This is a genomic window from Bacillus sp. FSL L8-0099, from assembly GCF_038006385.1.
Lineage (GTDB): Bacteria > Bacillota > Bacilli > Bacillales > Bacillaceae_G > Bacillus_A > Bacillus_A toyonensis.
Map to the genome: position 1 here is coordinate 671,682 of NZ_JBBOVC010000001.1, position 17,702 is coordinate 689,383.

At 36.6% G+C, this 17,702-nt stretch carries 17 protein-coding genes; 16 read left to right on the top strand and 1 reads right to left on the bottom strand.

Translation table 11 applies throughout. The features are described from left to right. The first annotated feature begins 43 nt into the window (after positions 1-43). The 12 genes from MHH42_RS03370 (at position 44) to MHH42_RS03425 (ending at position 12,490) form a co-directional block, all read left to right on the top strand. On the top strand, positions 44-502 hold the full coding sequence (locus MHH42_RS03370) for a MarR family winged helix-turn-helix transcriptional regulator (RefSeq protein WP_001132370.1): 459 nt from the start codon (positions 44-46) through the stop codon (positions 500-502). Between the two features lie 19 nt (positions 503-521). Next, positions 522-2,135, top strand: coding sequence for an MDR family MFS transporter (locus tag MHH42_RS03375; protein WP_000437662.1), 1,614 nt, complete (start codon positions 522-524; stop codon positions 2,133-2,135). Between the two features lie 137 nt (positions 2,136-2,272). Beyond that, entirely contained in the window at positions 2,273-3,244 is a 972-nt protein-coding gene (gene rbsR, locus MHH42_RS03380) for a ribose operon transcriptional repressor RbsR (RefSeq protein WP_016107543.1), read from the top strand. 13 nt (positions 3,245-3,257) lie between these two features. Next, entirely contained in the window at positions 3,258-4,154 is an 897-nt protein-coding gene (gene rbsK, locus MHH42_RS03385; RefSeq protein WP_001132872.1) for a ribokinase, read from the top strand. Then, positions 4,151-4,546, top strand: coding sequence for a D-ribose pyranase (gene rbsD, locus MHH42_RS03390; RefSeq protein ID WP_000716145.1), 396 nt, complete (start codon positions 4,151-4,153; stop codon positions 4,544-4,546). Before rbsK ends, rbsD begins: the two co-directional genes overlap by 4 nt. Positions 4,547-4,564: 18 nt before the next feature. Further along, positions 4,565-6,049: a ribose ABC transporter ATP-binding protein RbsA gene (gene rbsA, locus MHH42_RS03395; protein WP_016107544.1), complete on the top strand. Its 1,485-nt coding sequence runs from the start codon at positions 4,565-4,567 to the stop codon at positions 6,047-6,049. Positions 6,050-6,051: 2 nt separating this feature from the next. Beyond that, a complete protein-coding gene (locus tag MHH42_RS03400; RefSeq protein WP_001074641.1) occupies positions 6,052-6,987 on the top strand; it encodes an ABC transporter permease subunit in 936 nt (311 codons plus the stop codon). Between the two features lie 14 nt (positions 6,988-7,001). Further along, complete coding sequence (gene rbsB, locus MHH42_RS03405) at positions 7,002-7,928, top strand: ribose ABC transporter substrate-binding protein RbsB (protein ID WP_000758982.1); 927 nt, start codon at positions 7,002-7,004, stop codon at positions 7,926-7,928. Positions 7,929-7,962: 34 nt separating this feature from the next. After that, positions 7,963-8,610 (top strand): fructose-6-phosphate aldolase, encoded by a 648-nt coding sequence (gene fsa / locus MHH42_RS03410; protein ID WP_000667666.1) that lies wholly within the window; start codon positions 7,963-7,965, stop codon positions 8,608-8,610. Between the two features lie 471 nt (positions 8,611-9,081). Next, entirely contained in the window at positions 9,082-11,481 is a 2,400-nt protein-coding gene (gene inhA2 / locus MHH42_RS03415) for a M6 family metalloprotease immune inhibitor InhA2 (RefSeq protein WP_016107545.1), read from the top strand. Positions 11,482-11,802: 321 nt separating this feature from the next. Beyond that, positions 11,803-12,144 (top strand): hypothetical protein, encoded by a 342-nt coding sequence (locus MHH42_RS03420; protein ID WP_000665295.1) that lies wholly within the window; start codon positions 11,803-11,805, stop codon positions 12,142-12,144. A gap of 16 nt (positions 12,145-12,160) precedes the next feature. Continuing rightward, positions 12,161-12,490 (top strand): hypothetical protein, encoded by a 330-nt coding sequence (locus MHH42_RS03425; RefSeq protein ID WP_000964464.1) that lies wholly within the window; start codon positions 12,161-12,163, stop codon positions 12,488-12,490. An 18-nt stretch (positions 12,491-12,508) separates the two neighbouring features. On the opposite strand, the gene MHH42_RS03430 is transcribed toward MHH42_RS03425, so the two are convergent. Next, positions 12,509-13,663: an MFS transporter gene (locus MHH42_RS03430; protein ID WP_000873273.1), complete on the bottom strand. Its 1,155-nt coding sequence runs from the start codon at positions 13,661-13,663 to the stop codon at positions 12,509-12,511. 225 nt (positions 13,664-13,888) lie between these two features. Between MHH42_RS03430 and bdhA the strand changes: the two genes are divergently transcribed. From bdhA to sph, 4 genes are all read left to right on the top strand, one after another. Next, positions 13,889-14,941, top strand: a complete 1,053-nt coding sequence (bdhA, locus tag MHH42_RS03435; RefSeq protein WP_340892895.1) for a (R,R)-butanediol dehydrogenase — start codon at positions 13,889-13,891, stop codon at positions 14,939-14,941. A gap of 119 nt (positions 14,942-15,060) precedes the next feature. Continuing rightward, a complete protein-coding gene (locus tag MHH42_RS03440; protein WP_340892896.1) occupies positions 15,061-15,405 on the top strand; it encodes a potassium channel family protein in 345 nt (114 codons plus the stop codon). 264 nt (positions 15,406-15,669) lie between these two features. Further along, on the top strand, positions 15,670-16,521 hold the full coding sequence (gene cerA, locus MHH42_RS03445; RefSeq protein WP_097837723.1) for a phospholipase CerA: 852 nt from the start codon (positions 15,670-15,672) through the stop codon (positions 16,519-16,521). A gap of 73 nt (positions 16,522-16,594) precedes the next feature. Next, a complete protein-coding gene (gene sph / locus MHH42_RS03450) occupies positions 16,595-17,596 on the top strand; it encodes a sphingomyelinase C (protein ID WP_000837526.1) in 1,002 nt (333 codons plus the stop codon). Positions 17,597-17,702: the final 106 nt, after the last annotated feature.

Below are 17,702 nucleotides of genomic sequence, written 5' to 3' on the forward strand. Positions count from 1 at the left end.
AAATACGTTAAATATTTTATTGTTTAAATAAGAGGTGGATAACATGCCAAATGATATGACTCATATTGATAAGATTCAAGCTCTTACATTCGCTATAGGAAAGAAAATGCAAACAGAGCTATTGGAACAAATGCAAGCATCAGGACTTACACCACCGCAATTTTATATTTTAAAGATTTTAGATCATTACGGAGCTTCAAGAGCGACACAATTGGCGGAGAAAATGTACGTAAAACCGAGCGCCATTACAGTAATGATCGACCGTTTAATTGATCATGAGTTAGTAGAGCGTTATCACGATGATAATGATCGCCGTGTTGTTGTCATTGAGCTAACGAAAAAGGGGAAAAATACAGTAAAAGAGGCGATGGCAGCTCGTAATGAGCATATCGCAAAATACTTTTCACAATTAGAATTACAAGAACGAGAAGATTTGTTGCGCCTCTTTGAAAAGTTAGAAACCATTATTTGCGGGACACAAGAGAAAAAAGAGAATAAATAAGAGGAATTGAGGAGATTACATGGAGCAACAAGGCAATACAAATAGAAAGTTGTTGTTAATTGGTTTAGTAATTGCGATGCTATTTGCTGCGTTAGACGGAACAATCGTTGGTACAGCGATGCCGCGTATCGTTGGTGAACTTGGCGGACTAAGCTTAATGACATGGTTAACAACAGCTTATATGTTAACATCAACGACAGTCGTACCAATTGCAGGTAAATTAGCGGATTTACTTGGGCGTCGTAACGTATATATAACAGGGCTAGTTATTTTTATGATTGGTTCAGCGTTATGTGGTATGGCAAATGGTATGACAGAATTAATTATTTTCCGTGGTATCCAAGGTCTTGGTGGCGGTATTATGATGCCGATGGCTATGATTATTATTGGAGACATGTTCACGGGAAAAGAACGTGCGAAATGGCAAGGTATTTTTGGTGCGTTATACGGTCTTGCTTCTGTAATTGGACCACAAGTTGGTGGTTGGATTGTAGACGCAGTGAACTGGAGATGGGTATTCTACATTAATTTACCAGTTGGTATTTTAGCAACAGTCTTTATCGCAATGGGATTAAAATCACATAAACAAACGGGACCAATTAAAATTGATATCGCTGGAATCTTTACGATGATTCTCGGTGTTGTAAGTTTATTACTTGCGTTAACGTTTGGCGGAAAAGATTACGCATGGGATTCTTGGCAAATTATCGGTTTATTTGCACTAGCTGTAATTGGTATCGTTAGTTTCGTTATCGTTGAAACGAAAGCTGAAGAACCAATTTTACCGATGCATTTCTTTAAAAACCGTACGTTTACAATACTTAATGCGATTGGATTCTTTATGAGTATCGGAATGTTCGGTGCGATTATGTTCGTACCATTCTTCATGCAAGGTATTGTAGGAGTAAGTGCTGCTGAATCGGGAACGATTATGACACCGATGATGATTACAATGATTGTTATGAGTATTATTGGTGGGCAACTTGTATTAAAAGTCGGTGTAAAACCACAAATTATCGCAGGTATGCTCATTATGGCTGGTGGTTTCTGGTTATTAACAACGATGGATATGCACACAACTAAACTGACTGCAACTTCTTATATGATGGTTATCGGTTTAGGCATGGGTCTTGTAATGCCGACTTTAACATTAGCGTTACAAGAAAGCTTCCCGAAAAAAGACCTTGGTGTCGTAACATCATCAAGTCAGTTTTTCCGTCAAATCGGTGGGACATTCGGTATTACAATTTTAGGATCAATTATGAATAACACGTCAGGTACAACATTAACAAATAAGTTAGTACCTGTATTAGATACATTCCCGAAAGAAGCGGGACAAATGGTAACAAAATTTAAAGATATGATTCATACAGACCCACAAGGTTTATATTCGATGCTATTTAGTCCAGAGGCATTAAAACAAATGCCAGAAGCATTTGCTAACAGTATCGTACCAATTTTGAAAAATTCTTTAGTAGACTCACTTCATACTGTATTCTTAACAGGATTAGTATTTATCATAGTAGGCGCTATCTTTACGATTTTCTTACAGAAAATTAAACTGTCGGATCGTAAAAAAGATGCTGAAGAGCCTGCTGTAGAAGAACAAGAAAAAACTGTATCATATTCGTAATGAAAAAGCATCGCCATTAGGCGATGCTTTTTTGAGTATAACCTTAAAAGCTTTTTTGTGAGAAATGATTGACGTATTTTTATAAATGCGTTATATTATTTTCTGTAAACGGTTACATGAAATGAGGAGAAAAGAGAATGAGTACGATTAAAGACGTTGCGAAATTAGCGGGAGTATCTGTTGCGACCGTTTCCAGAGTGTTAAATAAAAATGGATATGTTCATGAGGATACGTTAAAGAAAGTAGAACGAGCAATTGAAATGCTAGATTATAAACCTAGTACAGTAGCGCGTTCTTTATATAATAAAAAATCTCGTTTAATTGGGTTAGTAGTTCCAAATATCGTGAATCCATTCTTTCCAGAAGTTGCACGTGCCGTAGAAGATGTAGCACATAAACAAGGTTACACAGTTGTCCTTTGTAACTCTGATGAAAGTTTAGAAAAAGAGAAACAATACATTGATGTACTTAGACAAAATAATGTAGATGGATTTATTGTAGCAACGAATCCACAAAATAGTATAAATTACATGAATTTATCAGTTCCAGTCGTTGCGATTGACCGTATGTTTAATGAGCGTATTCCTACTGTATATGCTGATAACTATGCAGGAAGTCAGGATGCGACAAGGTTGTTAATAGATAAAGGATGCAAACATATTGCATATATTCGTGGACCACGTGATGTAAGTACAGCGAATGAGCGTTTTGAAGGTTTTGTAGATATCATTACGCAAAATAATCTTTCATATATGATTGCAGAGAGTACATTTGACCCAGCAAATAGTGAGCGTGTAGCAATGGAATTATTAGAAGAATACCCGCATATTGATGGTATTGTTGCTGGGAATGATTTAATTGCAATTGGTATTGTAAAGGCTGCACTTCAAAAAGGAATGGCTATTCCTGACGATTTACAAATTATCGGATTCGATGGAATTTCTTTAACAGAAATGATGTATCCATCTATTACAACTGTTGCACAGCCAATATATGAGATGGGGAAAATTGCAACAGAGTTGTTGTTAGAGCAAATGGAAGGAAATGCATTGGAAGAGAAACACTATCGTTTACCGATTAAAATTATAGAAAGAAATACAACGAAGTAAGGAGATGAAACAGATGCCAAATATTGCAGTAGTAGGTAGTATTTCAATGGACTTAGTGGCTGTTTCAAAGAAACGGCCGAAAGCAGGAGAAACAGTAATTGGTGAAGCATTTCATACGATCCCAGGAGGGAAAGGGGCGAACCAAGCAGTTGCTGCAGCTAGATTAGGTGCCAATGTAGCAATGGTTGGAGCAGTAGGAAATGATGATTACGGAACAGTAGTTAGAAAAAATTTAGAGAACGAACGTGTTTTTATCGACTATGTGGTACCGGTTACAGATAGAACGACAGGAATTGCTCATATCGTTTTAGCAGAAGAGGATAACAGTATTGTTGTCGTACAAGGAGCAAATGCTCTTGTGAATGAATCGGTTGTAGATCGTTCAAAAGATCTTCTCGTAAAAGCTGATATGGTTGTTCTACAATTAGAGATTCCGCTTGAAACAGTAAAGTATGTTCTATCTATTTGCGAAGAACATAAAATTCCAGTTATGTTGAATCCAGCGCCAGCACAAGTGTTATCAGAAGACATATTAGAAAAGGCAACGTATATTACGCCAAATGAACATGAGTGCCGCATTGTATTAGATGATTTTACATCACCAATTGAAGATTTACTGGCGAAATATCCAAATAAACTATTGATGACAGAAGGTTCTAACGGTGTTCGTTTCCATAATGGTACGGAGATTCTACATATTCCTAGCATTGCTGTTGATGTAGTGGATACGACTGGAGCTGGTGATACATTTAATGGTGCGTTAGCAGTTGCACTTTCTGAAGGAGAAACGCTTCAAAAAGCAATTCGTTTTGCGAATATTGCTGGAGGCCTTTCTGTAACAAAACTTGGGGCACAAGGCGGTATGCCGACGAGAGATAGAGTACGTGAAGTGCAGGTGATTGTCGGATGAAAAAGCACGGTGTATTAAACAGTGAGATTGCGGCAGTCCTGGCTTCACTCGGACATACAGATACGCTTGTAATTGCTGATTGCGGATTACCGATTCCTGATGGAGTAAAGCGAATTGATTTAGCTGTTGAACTTGGAAAGCCGAGTTTTTTAGATGTATTACAAGTTGTAGCTGATGATATGGCAATTGAAAAAGTGACGTTAGCAGAAGAAGTCATTATCAATAATGCGGAAGTAAATAAAGAGATTGAGCTGCAATTAAAAGAACCAGCATTTGAATATGTATCACATGAACAATTTAAAGAAAATACAAAAAAAGCGAAGGCAATTATCCGTACAGGAGAGGCTACGCCTTATGCCAATGTAATTTTGCATGCAGGCGTGATTTTTTAATAAAAGGAAGTGATGAGAATGCGTATTGAAATGAAAAACATTTCAAAGGCGTTCAGTGGAAATCCTGTTTTGAAGAATGCACAGTTTATGATTGAAGCAGGAGAAGTCCATGCATTGATGGGGGAAAATGGAGCGGGTAAATCGACGCTCATGAAGATTTTAACAGGTGTATATACAAAAGATGGTGGAACAGTCACGATTGATGGGCAAGAACGCACTTTTAAAAATGCGAAAGAAGCGGAAGAGTACGGCATTGCATTTATACATCAAGAACTGAACATATTGCCAAATTTAACAGTAGCTGAAAATATGTTTCTCGGTAAAGAGTTAATGTATGGGAAAACAGGTATTTTACGTACTCGTCAAATGAACGCGATTGCGCAGCAGCAATTGGCGGAGCTAGGATTACATGTAAAAGGTGCTATGTTAGCAGGAGAGCTATCAGTTGGACAACAGCAAATTATTGAAATTGCGAAAGCATTGATGACAAGCGCAAGCGTTATTATTATGGATGAACCAACTGCGGCACTGACGGATCGTGAAATTGAAACGCTCTTTACAGTTATAAATAAGTTACGTAAAGAAGGGGTTTCATTCGTTTACATTTCACACCGCATGGAAGAAATATTCTCAATATGTGATGCTATTACAATTTTGCGTGATGGAGAATATGTAGGGAAAAGATTAATTCCGGAAACGTCATTTGATGAAGTAGTGAGTATGATGGTGGGGCGCAGCATTGGTGAACGTTACCCAGAGCGAAATAGTCAAATTGGTGAAGTAATTTTTGAAATGCGTAACGGAACGAAAAAGGGGAAATTTGAAAATGTTTCGTTTCAAGTTAGAAAAGGTGAAATTCTTGGTGTAGCTGGCTTGATGGGAGCTGGTCGCACAGATATTATGAAAGCGATATTTGGATATGAACCTTTAGACTCTGGACAAATTTTTATAAACGGACAAGAAGTAAAGATTGATAGTCCGATAGATGCAATTAGACAAAGAATTGCTTTCATTACAGAGGATAGAAAGTCTGAAGGATTAGTGTTAGATTTCTCAATTCGAGAAAATTTAGCGTTACCGAATTTAGAAAGTCTTTCAAAGGGAAGTGTCCTTAGTAACGAACTAGAACAACAGTTTACAGAGGACATGATGAAACTTCTTAATGTGAAAGCATCTAGTGGAGAGCAAGCGGTGAAATCTCTTTCTGGTGGAAATCAGCAAAAGATTGTAATTGCGAAATGGTTAGGTATTCATCCGCAGTTACTCATTTTAGATGAGCCAACAAGAGGTGTGGATGTTGGAGCGAAAAAAGAAATTTACTCTATTATGAATAAGCTTACTGAACAAGGAGATGCCGTTATTATGGTATCATCTGAGCTTCCCGAAGTTTTAGGGATGAGCGATCGAGTTCTTGTTATTCATGAAGGAAAAGTCGGCGGTATTTTAGGGAAAGATGAGGCATCACAAGAGTCTATAATGGCACTAGCTACAGGGGGAGAGTAAGGATGGCTAAGAAGGGGAATGTATTACAACAACTCGGTTCTTTAATCGGTTTAGTATTAATTATTGTCGTAATTACAGCTTTAAATCCAGCATTTATTGAAATTCCAAATTTATTTAATATACTGCGTCAAGTATCGATTAATGCGCTTATTGCATTCGGAATGACCTTTGTAATTTTAACAGGGGGTATTGACTTATCGGTAGGTTCTATTTTAGCATTATCAAGTGCACTTGTTGCTGGAATGATGGCAAGTGGCATGGACCCGTTCCTTGCAATGGCAGTTGGACTACTTGCTGGTCTTGTAATGGGAATTGTAAACGGTATCATCATTGCGAAAGGAAAAGTAGCTCCATTTATTGCGACTTTAGCAACAATGACTATTTTTCGTGGGTTGACGCTTGTTTATATGGACGGACGTCCGATCACTGGTCTTGGTGATCATTTAATGTTCCAAATGTTTGGCCGCGGTTATTTTCTTGGTATTCCGGTACCAGCTGTTACAATGATGATCGCTTTCGCAGTGCTGTACTTCATTTTGAAGAAAACGACATTTGGTCGCCGTACATTTGCAATTGGTGGAAATGAAGAAGCAGCAGCACTATCAGGTATTAATGTTACGAGAATTAAAGTAATGATTTACGGTCTTTCCGGAATCTTGGCAGCGCTTGCAGGTATTGTCTTAACATCACGATTAGATTCAGCACAGCCGACTGCGGGTACTTCTTACGAATTAGATGCAATTGCAGCAGTTGTATTAGGAGGGACAAGTCTTTCTGGAGGAAGAGGATGGATTGTTGGTACATTCATCGGTGTACTTATTATCGGTGTACTAAATAACGGTTTAAATTTATTAGGTGTATCTTCTTTCTTCCAACAAGTTGTAAAAGGACTTGTAATCTTACTAGCTGTATTAATTGATCGTCGAAAAGAAGCGTAATGGAGGGGCAGTTCATGAAGAAATGGTTACTTATACTCGTTGCATGTATTATGGTCATTACTGCTGGTTGTTCAATGGAACCACCAGAATGGGCAAAGGATTCTAGCGATAAAGGTCGAAATAAAACTATTAAAGTTGGATTCTCTGTTTCAACTTTAAACAATCCATTTTTCGTGACTTTGAAAAAAGGTGCAGAAAAGAAAGCGAAAGATAGTGGCATTGAATTGATTGCTGTTGATGCACAAAACGATGCAGCAAAGCAAACGAACGATGTTGAAGATTTAATTCAAAAAGGTGTGGACGTAGTTGTTATTAATCCAACCGATTCAGATGCTGTTGCTTCAGCAGTAAGTGCGGCAAATGCAGCGAATGTTCCTGTTATTACAGTAGACCGCGTTGCGAATTCAGGTAAAGTTGTTTCGCACATTGCTTCTAACAATATCGAAGGTGGTCAAATGGCTAGTGATTACATTCGTGAATTAGTTGGCGGGGGAGCGAACGTTGCTGAGTTAGAAGGAATCCCTGGATCCTCAGCTGCTCGTGAGCGTGGGAAAGGATTCCATAACGTAGCTGATAAGTCTTTAAAAGTAGTAGCAAAACAAGCAGCTGATTTCGATCGTGCAAAAGGTTTATCTGTTATGGAAAATATTTTGCAAGCGAATAGCGATATTAAAGCGGTATTTGCTCATAACGATGAAATGGCATTAGGGGCACTTGAGGCATTAAAATCTGCTGGGAAAACGGATGTAGTAGTTGTTGGATTTGATGCAACAGACGATGCTGTGAAAGCGGTTAACGATGGGCGTATGGCTGCAACAGTCGCTCAAAAACCGGAATTAATCGGAGAGAAGGCGATGCAAACAGCAAAAGAAATAACACAAGGTAAAAAAGTGGACAAATCTATTCCGATTGAATTAGAGCTTATTAAAAAAAATAAATAAATATAAAATGAAAATTAGGAAGGAAGAATAACAAATGAAATTCTTTATTGATACAGCAAACATTAACGAAATTAAAGAGGCAAATGCATTAGGCGTAGTAGCTGGAGTAACGACAAACCCATCACTTGTAGCAAAAGAAGGCGTAGATTTCCATGAGCGTATTCGTGAAATTTGCAGCTTTATAGAAGGACCTGTAAGTGCAGAAGTAATTAGCTTAGAAGCTGATAAAATGATTGAAGAAGGAAAAGAATTAGCGAAGATTGCTCCAAACGTTGTTGTAAAAGTACCGATGACAACGGAAGGTTTAAAAGCAGTAAAAGCATTTTCAGATTTAGGAATTCGTACAAACGTTACATTAGTATTCTCAGCAGTTCAAGCATTACTTGCAGCTCGCGCTGGTGCGACATACGTTTCACCATTCTTAGGTCGCCTAGATGATATCGGTCATAACGGTATGGACTTAATTCGCCAAATCGCAGAAATCTTTGCAATTCACGGCATTGAAACAGAAATCATTGCAGCATCTGTACGTCACAGCGTTCACGTAACTGACGCAGCACTAAATGGTGCACATATTGCAACAATCCCAGCAAACGTAATTGCTTCATTAGTGAAGCACCCATTAACAGATCAAGGGATTGAGAAATTCCTAGCTGATTGGGAAAAAACACAAGAGAAATAATATGAAATCGAGAATCCTAGTTTAATTGACTAGGGTTCTTTTTTTATTTGAAGGAATTTTCATGCAATTTTGCATATTGTCTTTTAAATTTTTAATATAAGCTATTTAATATATACAAATCACTCTTTATTTTTTATATTTCGATATAAAGTAACACTTTAATCAGTGATGGGGGTTGTTCATCCCCCACCGGATTATTAGCCCTCGCCAATTGGGCTTTTACGGGCAGTTATCTCCCAATTAACTTCCTCGGGTTCGCTGAATTTTGAGGTGGGAGTCTTACTGCCTAGCAAATAGTGGGATAAAAAGATAGAGGGTCTGACCAGAAAACTGGAGGGCATGATTCTATAACAGAAAGCTTAACGTTTATAGAATTATGCCTTTTTATATAGGGAGGGCAGAAAGCCGGGATTTCGATTTAAACGCACTTATTTATCTGAATTTTAAGTTTTATAAAAGGAGAGACAGAGGATGAAAAGAAAAGCTCCATTTAAAGTACTATCAACGTTAGCAATTGCGGCAATTATCGGATGTACATCTGTAATGAGTGCTCCGTTAGCATACGCAGAAACGCCAGCGAAAGAAAAAGATAATGTGTCTACAACACCAATTGATTACAATTTAATTCAAGAAGATCGTTTAGCGGAAGCGCTGAAAGAAAGAGGAACAATTAATCCAGCATCTTCTAAAGAAGAAACGAAAAAAGCTGTCGAGCAGTATATTGAAAAGAAGCAAGGAGATCAAGCGAATAAAGAAATTCTTCCAGAGGATACGGCAAAAGAAGCATCTGATTTCGTGAAAAAGGTAAAAGAGAAAAAGATGGAAGAAAAGGAGAACGTAAAGAAGGCTGAAAAAAATGTTAGCCCTGAGCAAAAGCCGGAACCAAATAAAAAGCAATTGAATGGACAAGTTCCAACTTCCAAGGCAAAGCAAGCTCCATATAAGGGATCTGTTCGATCTGATAAAGTATTAGTGCTACTCGTTGAATTTAGTGATTATAAACATAATAATATTGATCAAACACCAGGTTATATGTATTCGAAAGACTTTAGTAGAGAACATTATCAAAAGATGTTGTTTGGTAATGAGCCTTATACATTATTTGATGGTTCGAAAGTAAAAACATTTAAACAATATTATGAAGAGCAGTCTGGCGGTAGCTATACGACAGACGGATATGTAACGGAGTGGCTAACTGTTCCAGGAAAAGCATCTGATTATGGAGCTGATGGTAGTAGTGGTCACGATAATAAAGGTCCAAAAGGTGCACGTGATTTAGTGAAGGAAGCTTTACATGCAGCTGCTGAGAAAGGGTTAGACTTATCTCAGTTTGATCAATTCGATAGATATGATACAAATGGCGATGGGAATCAAAATGAACCTGATGGTGTAATTGATCATTTAATGGTAATTCATTCTGGTGTTGGTCAAGAAGCTGGTGGCGGTAAATTAGGTGATGATGCAATTTGGTCACATCGTTCAAAATTAGCTACAGATCCAGTAGCGATTGAAGGGACAAAATCAAAGGTAGATTACTTTGGTGGAAAAGTAGCAGCGCATGATTACACAATTGAACCAGAAGATGGCGCTGTAGGTGTGTTTGCACATGAATTTGGACATGACCTTGGTTTACCGGATGAATATGATACGAAATATACTGGAGCTGGATCACCTGTTGAAGCTTGGTCATTAATGAGTGGAGGCAGTTGGACAGGAAAAATTGCAGGAACAGAGCCGACTAGTTTTTCACCACAAAATAAAGACTTCTTACAAAAGAATATGGGTGGCAACTGGGCAAAAATTTTAGAAGTAGATTACGATAAAATTAAGCGTGGTGTAGGAATTCCTACATATATTGATCAAAGTGTTACGAAATCAAATCGTCCAGGTGTTGTACGTGTTAATTTGCCAGGTAAGAGTGTTGAAACGATTAAACCTGAGTTTGGAAAGCATGCATATTATAGTACAAGAGGAGATGATATGCACACAACACTAGAGACACCATTCTTTGATTTAACAAAAGGAACACATGCAAAATTCGATTATAAAGCAAATTATGAGTTAGAAGCAGAGTGCGATTTTGTTGAAGTACATGCAGTAACAGAAGATGGAACAAAAACATTAATTGATAGACTTGGAGAAAAAGTAGTACAAGGAGATAAAGATACAACAGATGGGAAATGGATTGATAAATCATACGATTTAAGTCAATTTAAAGGGAAGAAAGTGAAACTACAATTCGACTACATTACAGATCCAGCTGTAACATATAAAGGTTTCGCGATGGATAATGTAAGTGTAACTGTTGACGGACAAGGTGTATTCTCTGATGATGCAGAAGGACAGTCAAAAATGCAGTTAAATGGATTCGTTGTTTCTGATGGGACAGAGAAGAAAGCTCATTATTATTATTTAGAGTGGAGAAACTACGCTGGATCAGATAATGGATTAAAAGCAGGAAGAGGTCCGGTATACAATACAGGTCTTGTCGTTTGGTATGCAGATGATAGTTTCAAAGATAACTGGGTTGGGGTGCATCCAGGTGAAGGCTTCCTTGGGGTTGTAGACTCTCATCCAGAAGCGTTTGTTGGTAATTTGAACGGGAAATCAGCGTACGGTAATACAGGCATGCAAATTGCAGACGCTGCATTTTCATTTGATCAAACACCAGCATGGAGTGTAAATTCATTAACACGTGGACAGTTTAATTATGCTGGATTACAAGGTGTTACAACATTTGATGATTCAAAAGTATACAGTAACAAGCAAATTGCTGATGCAGGACGAAAAGTGCCAAATCTTGGTCTTAAATTCCAAGTTGTTGGACAAGCAGAGGATAAGTCTGCAGGTGCGGTTTGGATTAAGCGTTAATAAAATAAAAGCACATTCTTCATATGAAGAATGTGCTTTTTAATTTGTACAGTAAGTTATTATTTTAGTTTATGTAATACAAGTGTCTGTTCATATGTAGTGTATCAAATTATATGGGGAAAGGAAATATTTCCGAGGAAATTGTCGAAGTATCGTCGGTATTTATTCAGTTTCTTTTTTTTAGGGAGAAAGTAGTATTGCTTTTATACATAAGTTTATTTACAGTATTACTTGGTTATACGCAGAAGTAATGTATATTAGGCGAAAAAAGAGCTCTATTCGATAGAGCTTTTTTTTGTGAGTAGAAAGGAGAAGTTATAAATGAAAGAAACAATTGTATGCCCACAGTGTAAAGGAAATATTACTGCACAACATATTATCGACATCCCACATCTTTTTTCATTAAGGTGTCCACATTGTAAGGTGAAGCTGAAAGAAATAAGGATAACGCCATGTTTAATATTAGCGGCAATTTGTATAATCCCACTGTTTATTATGATTGGTGAGAGCATTAAAGAATTGCTAGGAAAATATTTTTCTATTATAGACAATGTACCAACCGTACTTATTTTCTTCTTATTTTGTTATCCGTTGTATTATTTCTATGAAAAATATAATGCCAGCTTATTTATTAAGTATGGTTTATTGAAAGTGAAAAATTGAACAGGAGCTTATCATTATGTTGTGGAAAATTTATTTAGTAATTGTAGCGATATTAACTATTACTTCATTAATAAGAGGGATGTTTCAAACACCAATTCAAAAATTTGATTTTGTAGTGTCCATTATTACGTGGATAGGGCTATTTGGTTTTGTCTTCGATGTAGAAATATTAACCTCAATCGTTTGGAAATGCATCTTCGTGTTTAGCATTATTTGGACTTTGAGTGCCGTTTTTATTTTACGTTTATATGAAGAGAAGGATGAACCGCTACCTTTTATATTCAAATTAATTGGTGTGATCCCAACTTTGCCGTTATATTATGGGTTATATCAATATGCATTTTAAAAAAAGACAATGATGGAATTAACCCATCATTGTCTTTTTTACTTTGCTTCTTACGTAAATCATACTGGCAAAGGTTAATAAGAATGCAGTTCCGATAATGAAGCTGACGCTAGGTGATGCCCCGATTGCTCCAACTGTAAAGGAACCAGCAACAACTCCTAATGAGAAGAATGCATAAAATAATCCGAATGCCTTTCCGCGATTATCGTCTGTAGTATTTTCAACGAGTAAAGCGTTAATAGACGGAAAGAGGATTGCGAATCCAATTCCATAAATCATCATTACGATAAAGAGCATACCTTTTGTAGCAAATAATCCGAGTAAAGATAATGCGAATGCCATAACTGCAATTCCGATTAGCATTAGTTTCGAACGATTAAATCGATCGTAAATACGATTTGTTGGAAGCAAGAAGAAGAGGATAGCAGTAATACCAAATACACTTAACATCATGCCTGTTGTAGATGCTTTAAGCGCTAATGCCTCAACTTTTACTGGTAACATATAAGTGACAATCCCTTGTGAAAACATTAATGTGAAAGCACCAATATATGCTTGTAATAACGGTTCTGATTTTAAAAGTTCAACCATATCTTCTTTGTTCATCATTTGCGTTCTTGATGTATCTTTTCTTGATACGTTATTTGGTAAGAAGAATAGAGATACGATGGTACCAAGAGCCATTAAAATAGAGATAGTAATGAAGACCCATTCTACACCAGCTGTTGCTTTCATAATACCGCTGAAAGCAGGTCCTACGATTGCCGCTGTTCCAACAGCAGCACCAGATAGAGCCATTGCTTTTCCTTGTCTTTTTGCATTTGTTTGTTTTGATAAAAATGTAAAGGCAGCAGGAATTAAAAAGCCATCACTAAATCCATGCATAAAGCGAACAACTAATAGTTGTTCACCACTTTGAACAACGGTGTATAACAAGACTATGAAACTCGTAATTCCCATGCTTATATAAAGGATTTTTTTTGCACCAAATTTATCGACAGCGGCTCCAGCAATAATATTACCGATCATATTAGCGAATGAGTACATACCGACAACTAGCCCGATAATAAGAGGGGTTCCTCCAAGACTTTGAGCGAAAGTACTCATAATAGGTAATTGTGAAAATGTATCTAAAAATGCCACGATAACGATAAAGTAAATAAAATATTTCAAGCGATATTCACCTCTCCTATGCTATTATGGCACAATGCTAATTTCACCTGCAATGAAATTGAATTAACAGATGTGGAAAAAAGTACAAAGTGACAAAATATTGAACGTTATTTGTAAAAAATTAGTGGGAATGTGATTGTTTTTTTGAAATATATGGATAGAAGTATTATAATAGAATTGTAAACTTCACCAGGTTAAGTATATACATAGAGAGGGATGTATAAAATGAAAGCACTACTTTGGCATAATCAACGTGATGTACGAGTAGAAGAAGTACCAGAACCAACAGTCAAACCAGGAACAGTGAAAATCAAAGTTAAATGGTGTGGTATTTGTGGGACAGACTTGCATGAATATTTAGCAGGGCCTATTTTTATTCCAACAGAAGAACATCCATTAACACATGTGAAAACACCTGTTATTTTAGGTCATGAGTTTAGTGGTGAGGTAATAGAGATTGGTGAAGGAGTTACATCTCATAAAGTGGGAGACCGCGTTGTTGTAGAACCAATTTATTCTTGTGGTAAATGTGAAGCTTGTAAACATGGACATTACAATGTTTGTGAACAGCTTGTTTTCCACGGTCTTGGTGGAGACGGTGGTGGTTTCTCTGAATATACAGTAGTACCAGAAGATATGGTTCATCATATTCCAGATGAAATGACGTATGAACAAGGTGCACTTGTAGAACCAGCAGCAGTAGCAGTTCATGCAGTACGTCAAAGTAAATTAAAAGAAGGGGAAGCTGTAGCAGTATTTGGTTGTGGTCCAATTGGACTTCTTGTTATCCAAGCAGCTAAAGCAGCAGGAGCAACTCCTGTTATCGCAGTTGAACTTTCTAAAGAACGTCAAGAGTTAGCAAAATTAGCAGGTGCGGATTACGTATTAAATCCAGCAACTCAAGATGTATTAGCAGAAATTCGTAACTTAACAAACGGTTTAGGTGTAAATGTTAGCTTCGAAGTAACAGGTGTTGAGGTTGTACTACGTCAAGCAATTGAAAGTACAAGTTTCGAAGGACAAACGGTAATTGTTAGCGTATGGGAAAAAGATGCAACAATTACTCCGAACAACCTTGTATTAAAAGAAAAAGAAGTTATCGGTATTCTTGGATACCGTCACATCTTCCCATCTGTTATTAAATTAATTAGCTCTGGTCAAATTCAAGCAGAGAAATTAATTACGAAAAAAATTACAGTGGATCAAGTTGTTGAAGAAGGATTTGAAGCACTTGTAAAAGATAAAACACAAGTGAAAATTCTTGTTTCACCCAAATAATAAAGAATTGAAAAAAGTAGTCCTTTTCTAGAAATAGAAGAGGGCTACTTTTTTTCTATACGGAAAGGTGATAGACTTTCCTTTGACTAAATGTACTTTTGGTTGGGAGGGAAAGTTGAATGCTTTCATTTTTTTTAACATTGAAACGTATGCTAAGAGTCTGTTTGCGAGCGTGGAAGGATAAAGAATTTCAAGTTTTATTCGTATTAACAATTTTGACTTTAATATCGGGTACAATCTTTTATAGCACAGTGGAAGGATTACGTATCCTTGATGCTTTATATTTTAGTGTTGTGACACTGACAACTGTAGGCGATAAAGATTTTAGTCCTCAAACTGATTTTGGGAAGATATTTACGATACTATACATATTTATCGGGATTGGATTAGTGTTTGGATTTATTCATAAGTTGGCGGTTAATGTGCAACTACCAAGTATATTATCGAATAGAAGAAAAGAGTAAAGCATGTAATTGTTTTACTCTTTTTTTACATTAGTTTAGACAAGTATTTGCAGTAGCTTAACAATACTTTATTACAATGTAAGTGCATTCATTCATTATATTCACTATGTATAAAGTTATAATGATATGAACATTTGCATATTTTAATTTAGTGATAGAAATTTTATGAAAGGTGGGATATTCTAGTCATAGGTTAACCAGACGACATCATAGGATCCTAGCAAAATGTTTACAATAATTCAATTATAAAATGGAGGATTTCAGATGAAAAAGAAAGTTCTTGCTTTAGCAGCAGCTATTACGTTAGTAGCACCGTTACAAAGTGTTGCGTTTGCTCATGAAAACGATGGAGGACAGAGAGTAGGCGTTATTCCGCGCTGGTCTGCTGAAGATAAACATAAAGAAGGCGTAAACTCTCATTTATGGATTGTAAACCGTGCAATGGATATTATGTCTCGTAATACAACACTTGTAAAACAAGAGCGAGTTGCACTATTAAAAGAATGGCGTACGGAGTTAGAGAATGGTATTTATGCTGCTGACTATGAAAATCCTTATTATGATAATAGCACATTTGCTTCACACTTCTATGACCCTGATAACGGGAAAACGTATATTCCATATGCAAAGCAGGCGAAGGAAACTGGAGCTAAATATTTTAAATTAGCTGGTGAGTCATACAAAAATAAAGATATGAAACAAGCATTCTTCTATTTAGGATTATCTCTTCATTATTTAGGAGATGTAAACCAACCGATGCATGCGGCAAACTTTACAAATCTTTCGTATCCACAAGGGTTCCATTCTAAATATGAAAACTTTGTAGATACGATAAAAGATAATTACAAAGTAACGGATGGAAATGGATATTGGAACTGGAAAGGTACAAATCCAGAAGATTGGATTCATGGAGCGGCAGTAGTTGCGAAACAAGATTACGCTGGCATTGTAAATGATAATACGAAAGATTGGTTCGTGAGAGCTGCTGTATCGCAAGATTATGCAGATAAATGGCGCGCTGAAGTTACACCAATGACAGGTAAGCGTTTAATGGATGCACAACGTGTTACTGCTGGATACATCCAGCTTTGGTTTGATACGTACGGAAATCGTTAAGTATTTAAAAAAGGTCAAATCTCAGAATAGAGTATTTGGCCTTTTTATCACTATACACATGGAGGTATGAAACGTGAAAAGTAAATTGCTAAAAGGTGTACTTAGCTTTGGAATTGGTTTAGGAGCTTTATATAGTGGATCTTCAGCTCAAGCAGAAACGCCTACAAATCAAAATAATACATTAAAAGTAATGACGCATAACGTGTACATGCTATCAACAAACTTATATCCGAATTGGGGACAAAGTGAGCGTGCTGATTTAATTGGAGCGGCAGGTTATATAAAGAATCAGGACGTTGTTATATTAAATGAAGTGTTTGATAATAGCGCCTCAGATCGTTTGTTAGGAAATTTGAAGAGAGAATATCCAAATCAAACGGCGGTATTAGGTCGTAGTAGTGGAAACGAATGGGATAAAACATTAGGGAACTATTCATCTTCGACTCCTGAAGATGGGGGCGTTGCGATTGTGAGTAAATGGCCAATCGTTGAAAAAATTCAATATGTATTCGAAAAAGGCTGCGGACCAGATAATTTATCAAATAAAGGATTTGTATACACGAAAATTAAGAGAAATGATAGTTTTGTTCATGTAATTGGGACGCATTTACAAGCTGAAGATAGTATGTGTGGAAAAACTTCACCTGCATCTGTACGTACAAAACAGCTACAAGAAATTCAAGAATTTATTAAAAATAAAAATATACCAAATAACGAGTATGTGTTAATTGGTGGAGATATGAACGTAAATAAAATAAACGCTGAGAATAATAGTGATTCAGAGTATGCATCTATGTTTAAAACATTACATGCTTCTATTCCATCTTATACTGGACATACAGCGACTTGGGATGCGACGACAAACAGTATTGCGAAATACAATTTCCCCGATAGCCCTGCCGAGTATTTAGATTATATTATTGCAAGTAAAGATCATGCGAACCCATCGCATATAGAAAATAAAGTGTTACAGCCGAAATCTCCACAATGGACTGTTACATCATGGTTTAAAAAATATACGTATAATGATTACTCTGATCATTATCCAGTAGAGGCTACTATTTCTATGAAGTAGTCAAAAAAGTTTCTTCGTAAAGAAGAAACTTTTTTTATTTGCAAACAGGAAAATCACTCTTTCTTTCCAATATGTATAAGACATATATAGAAGAGGAGCGAAAAAT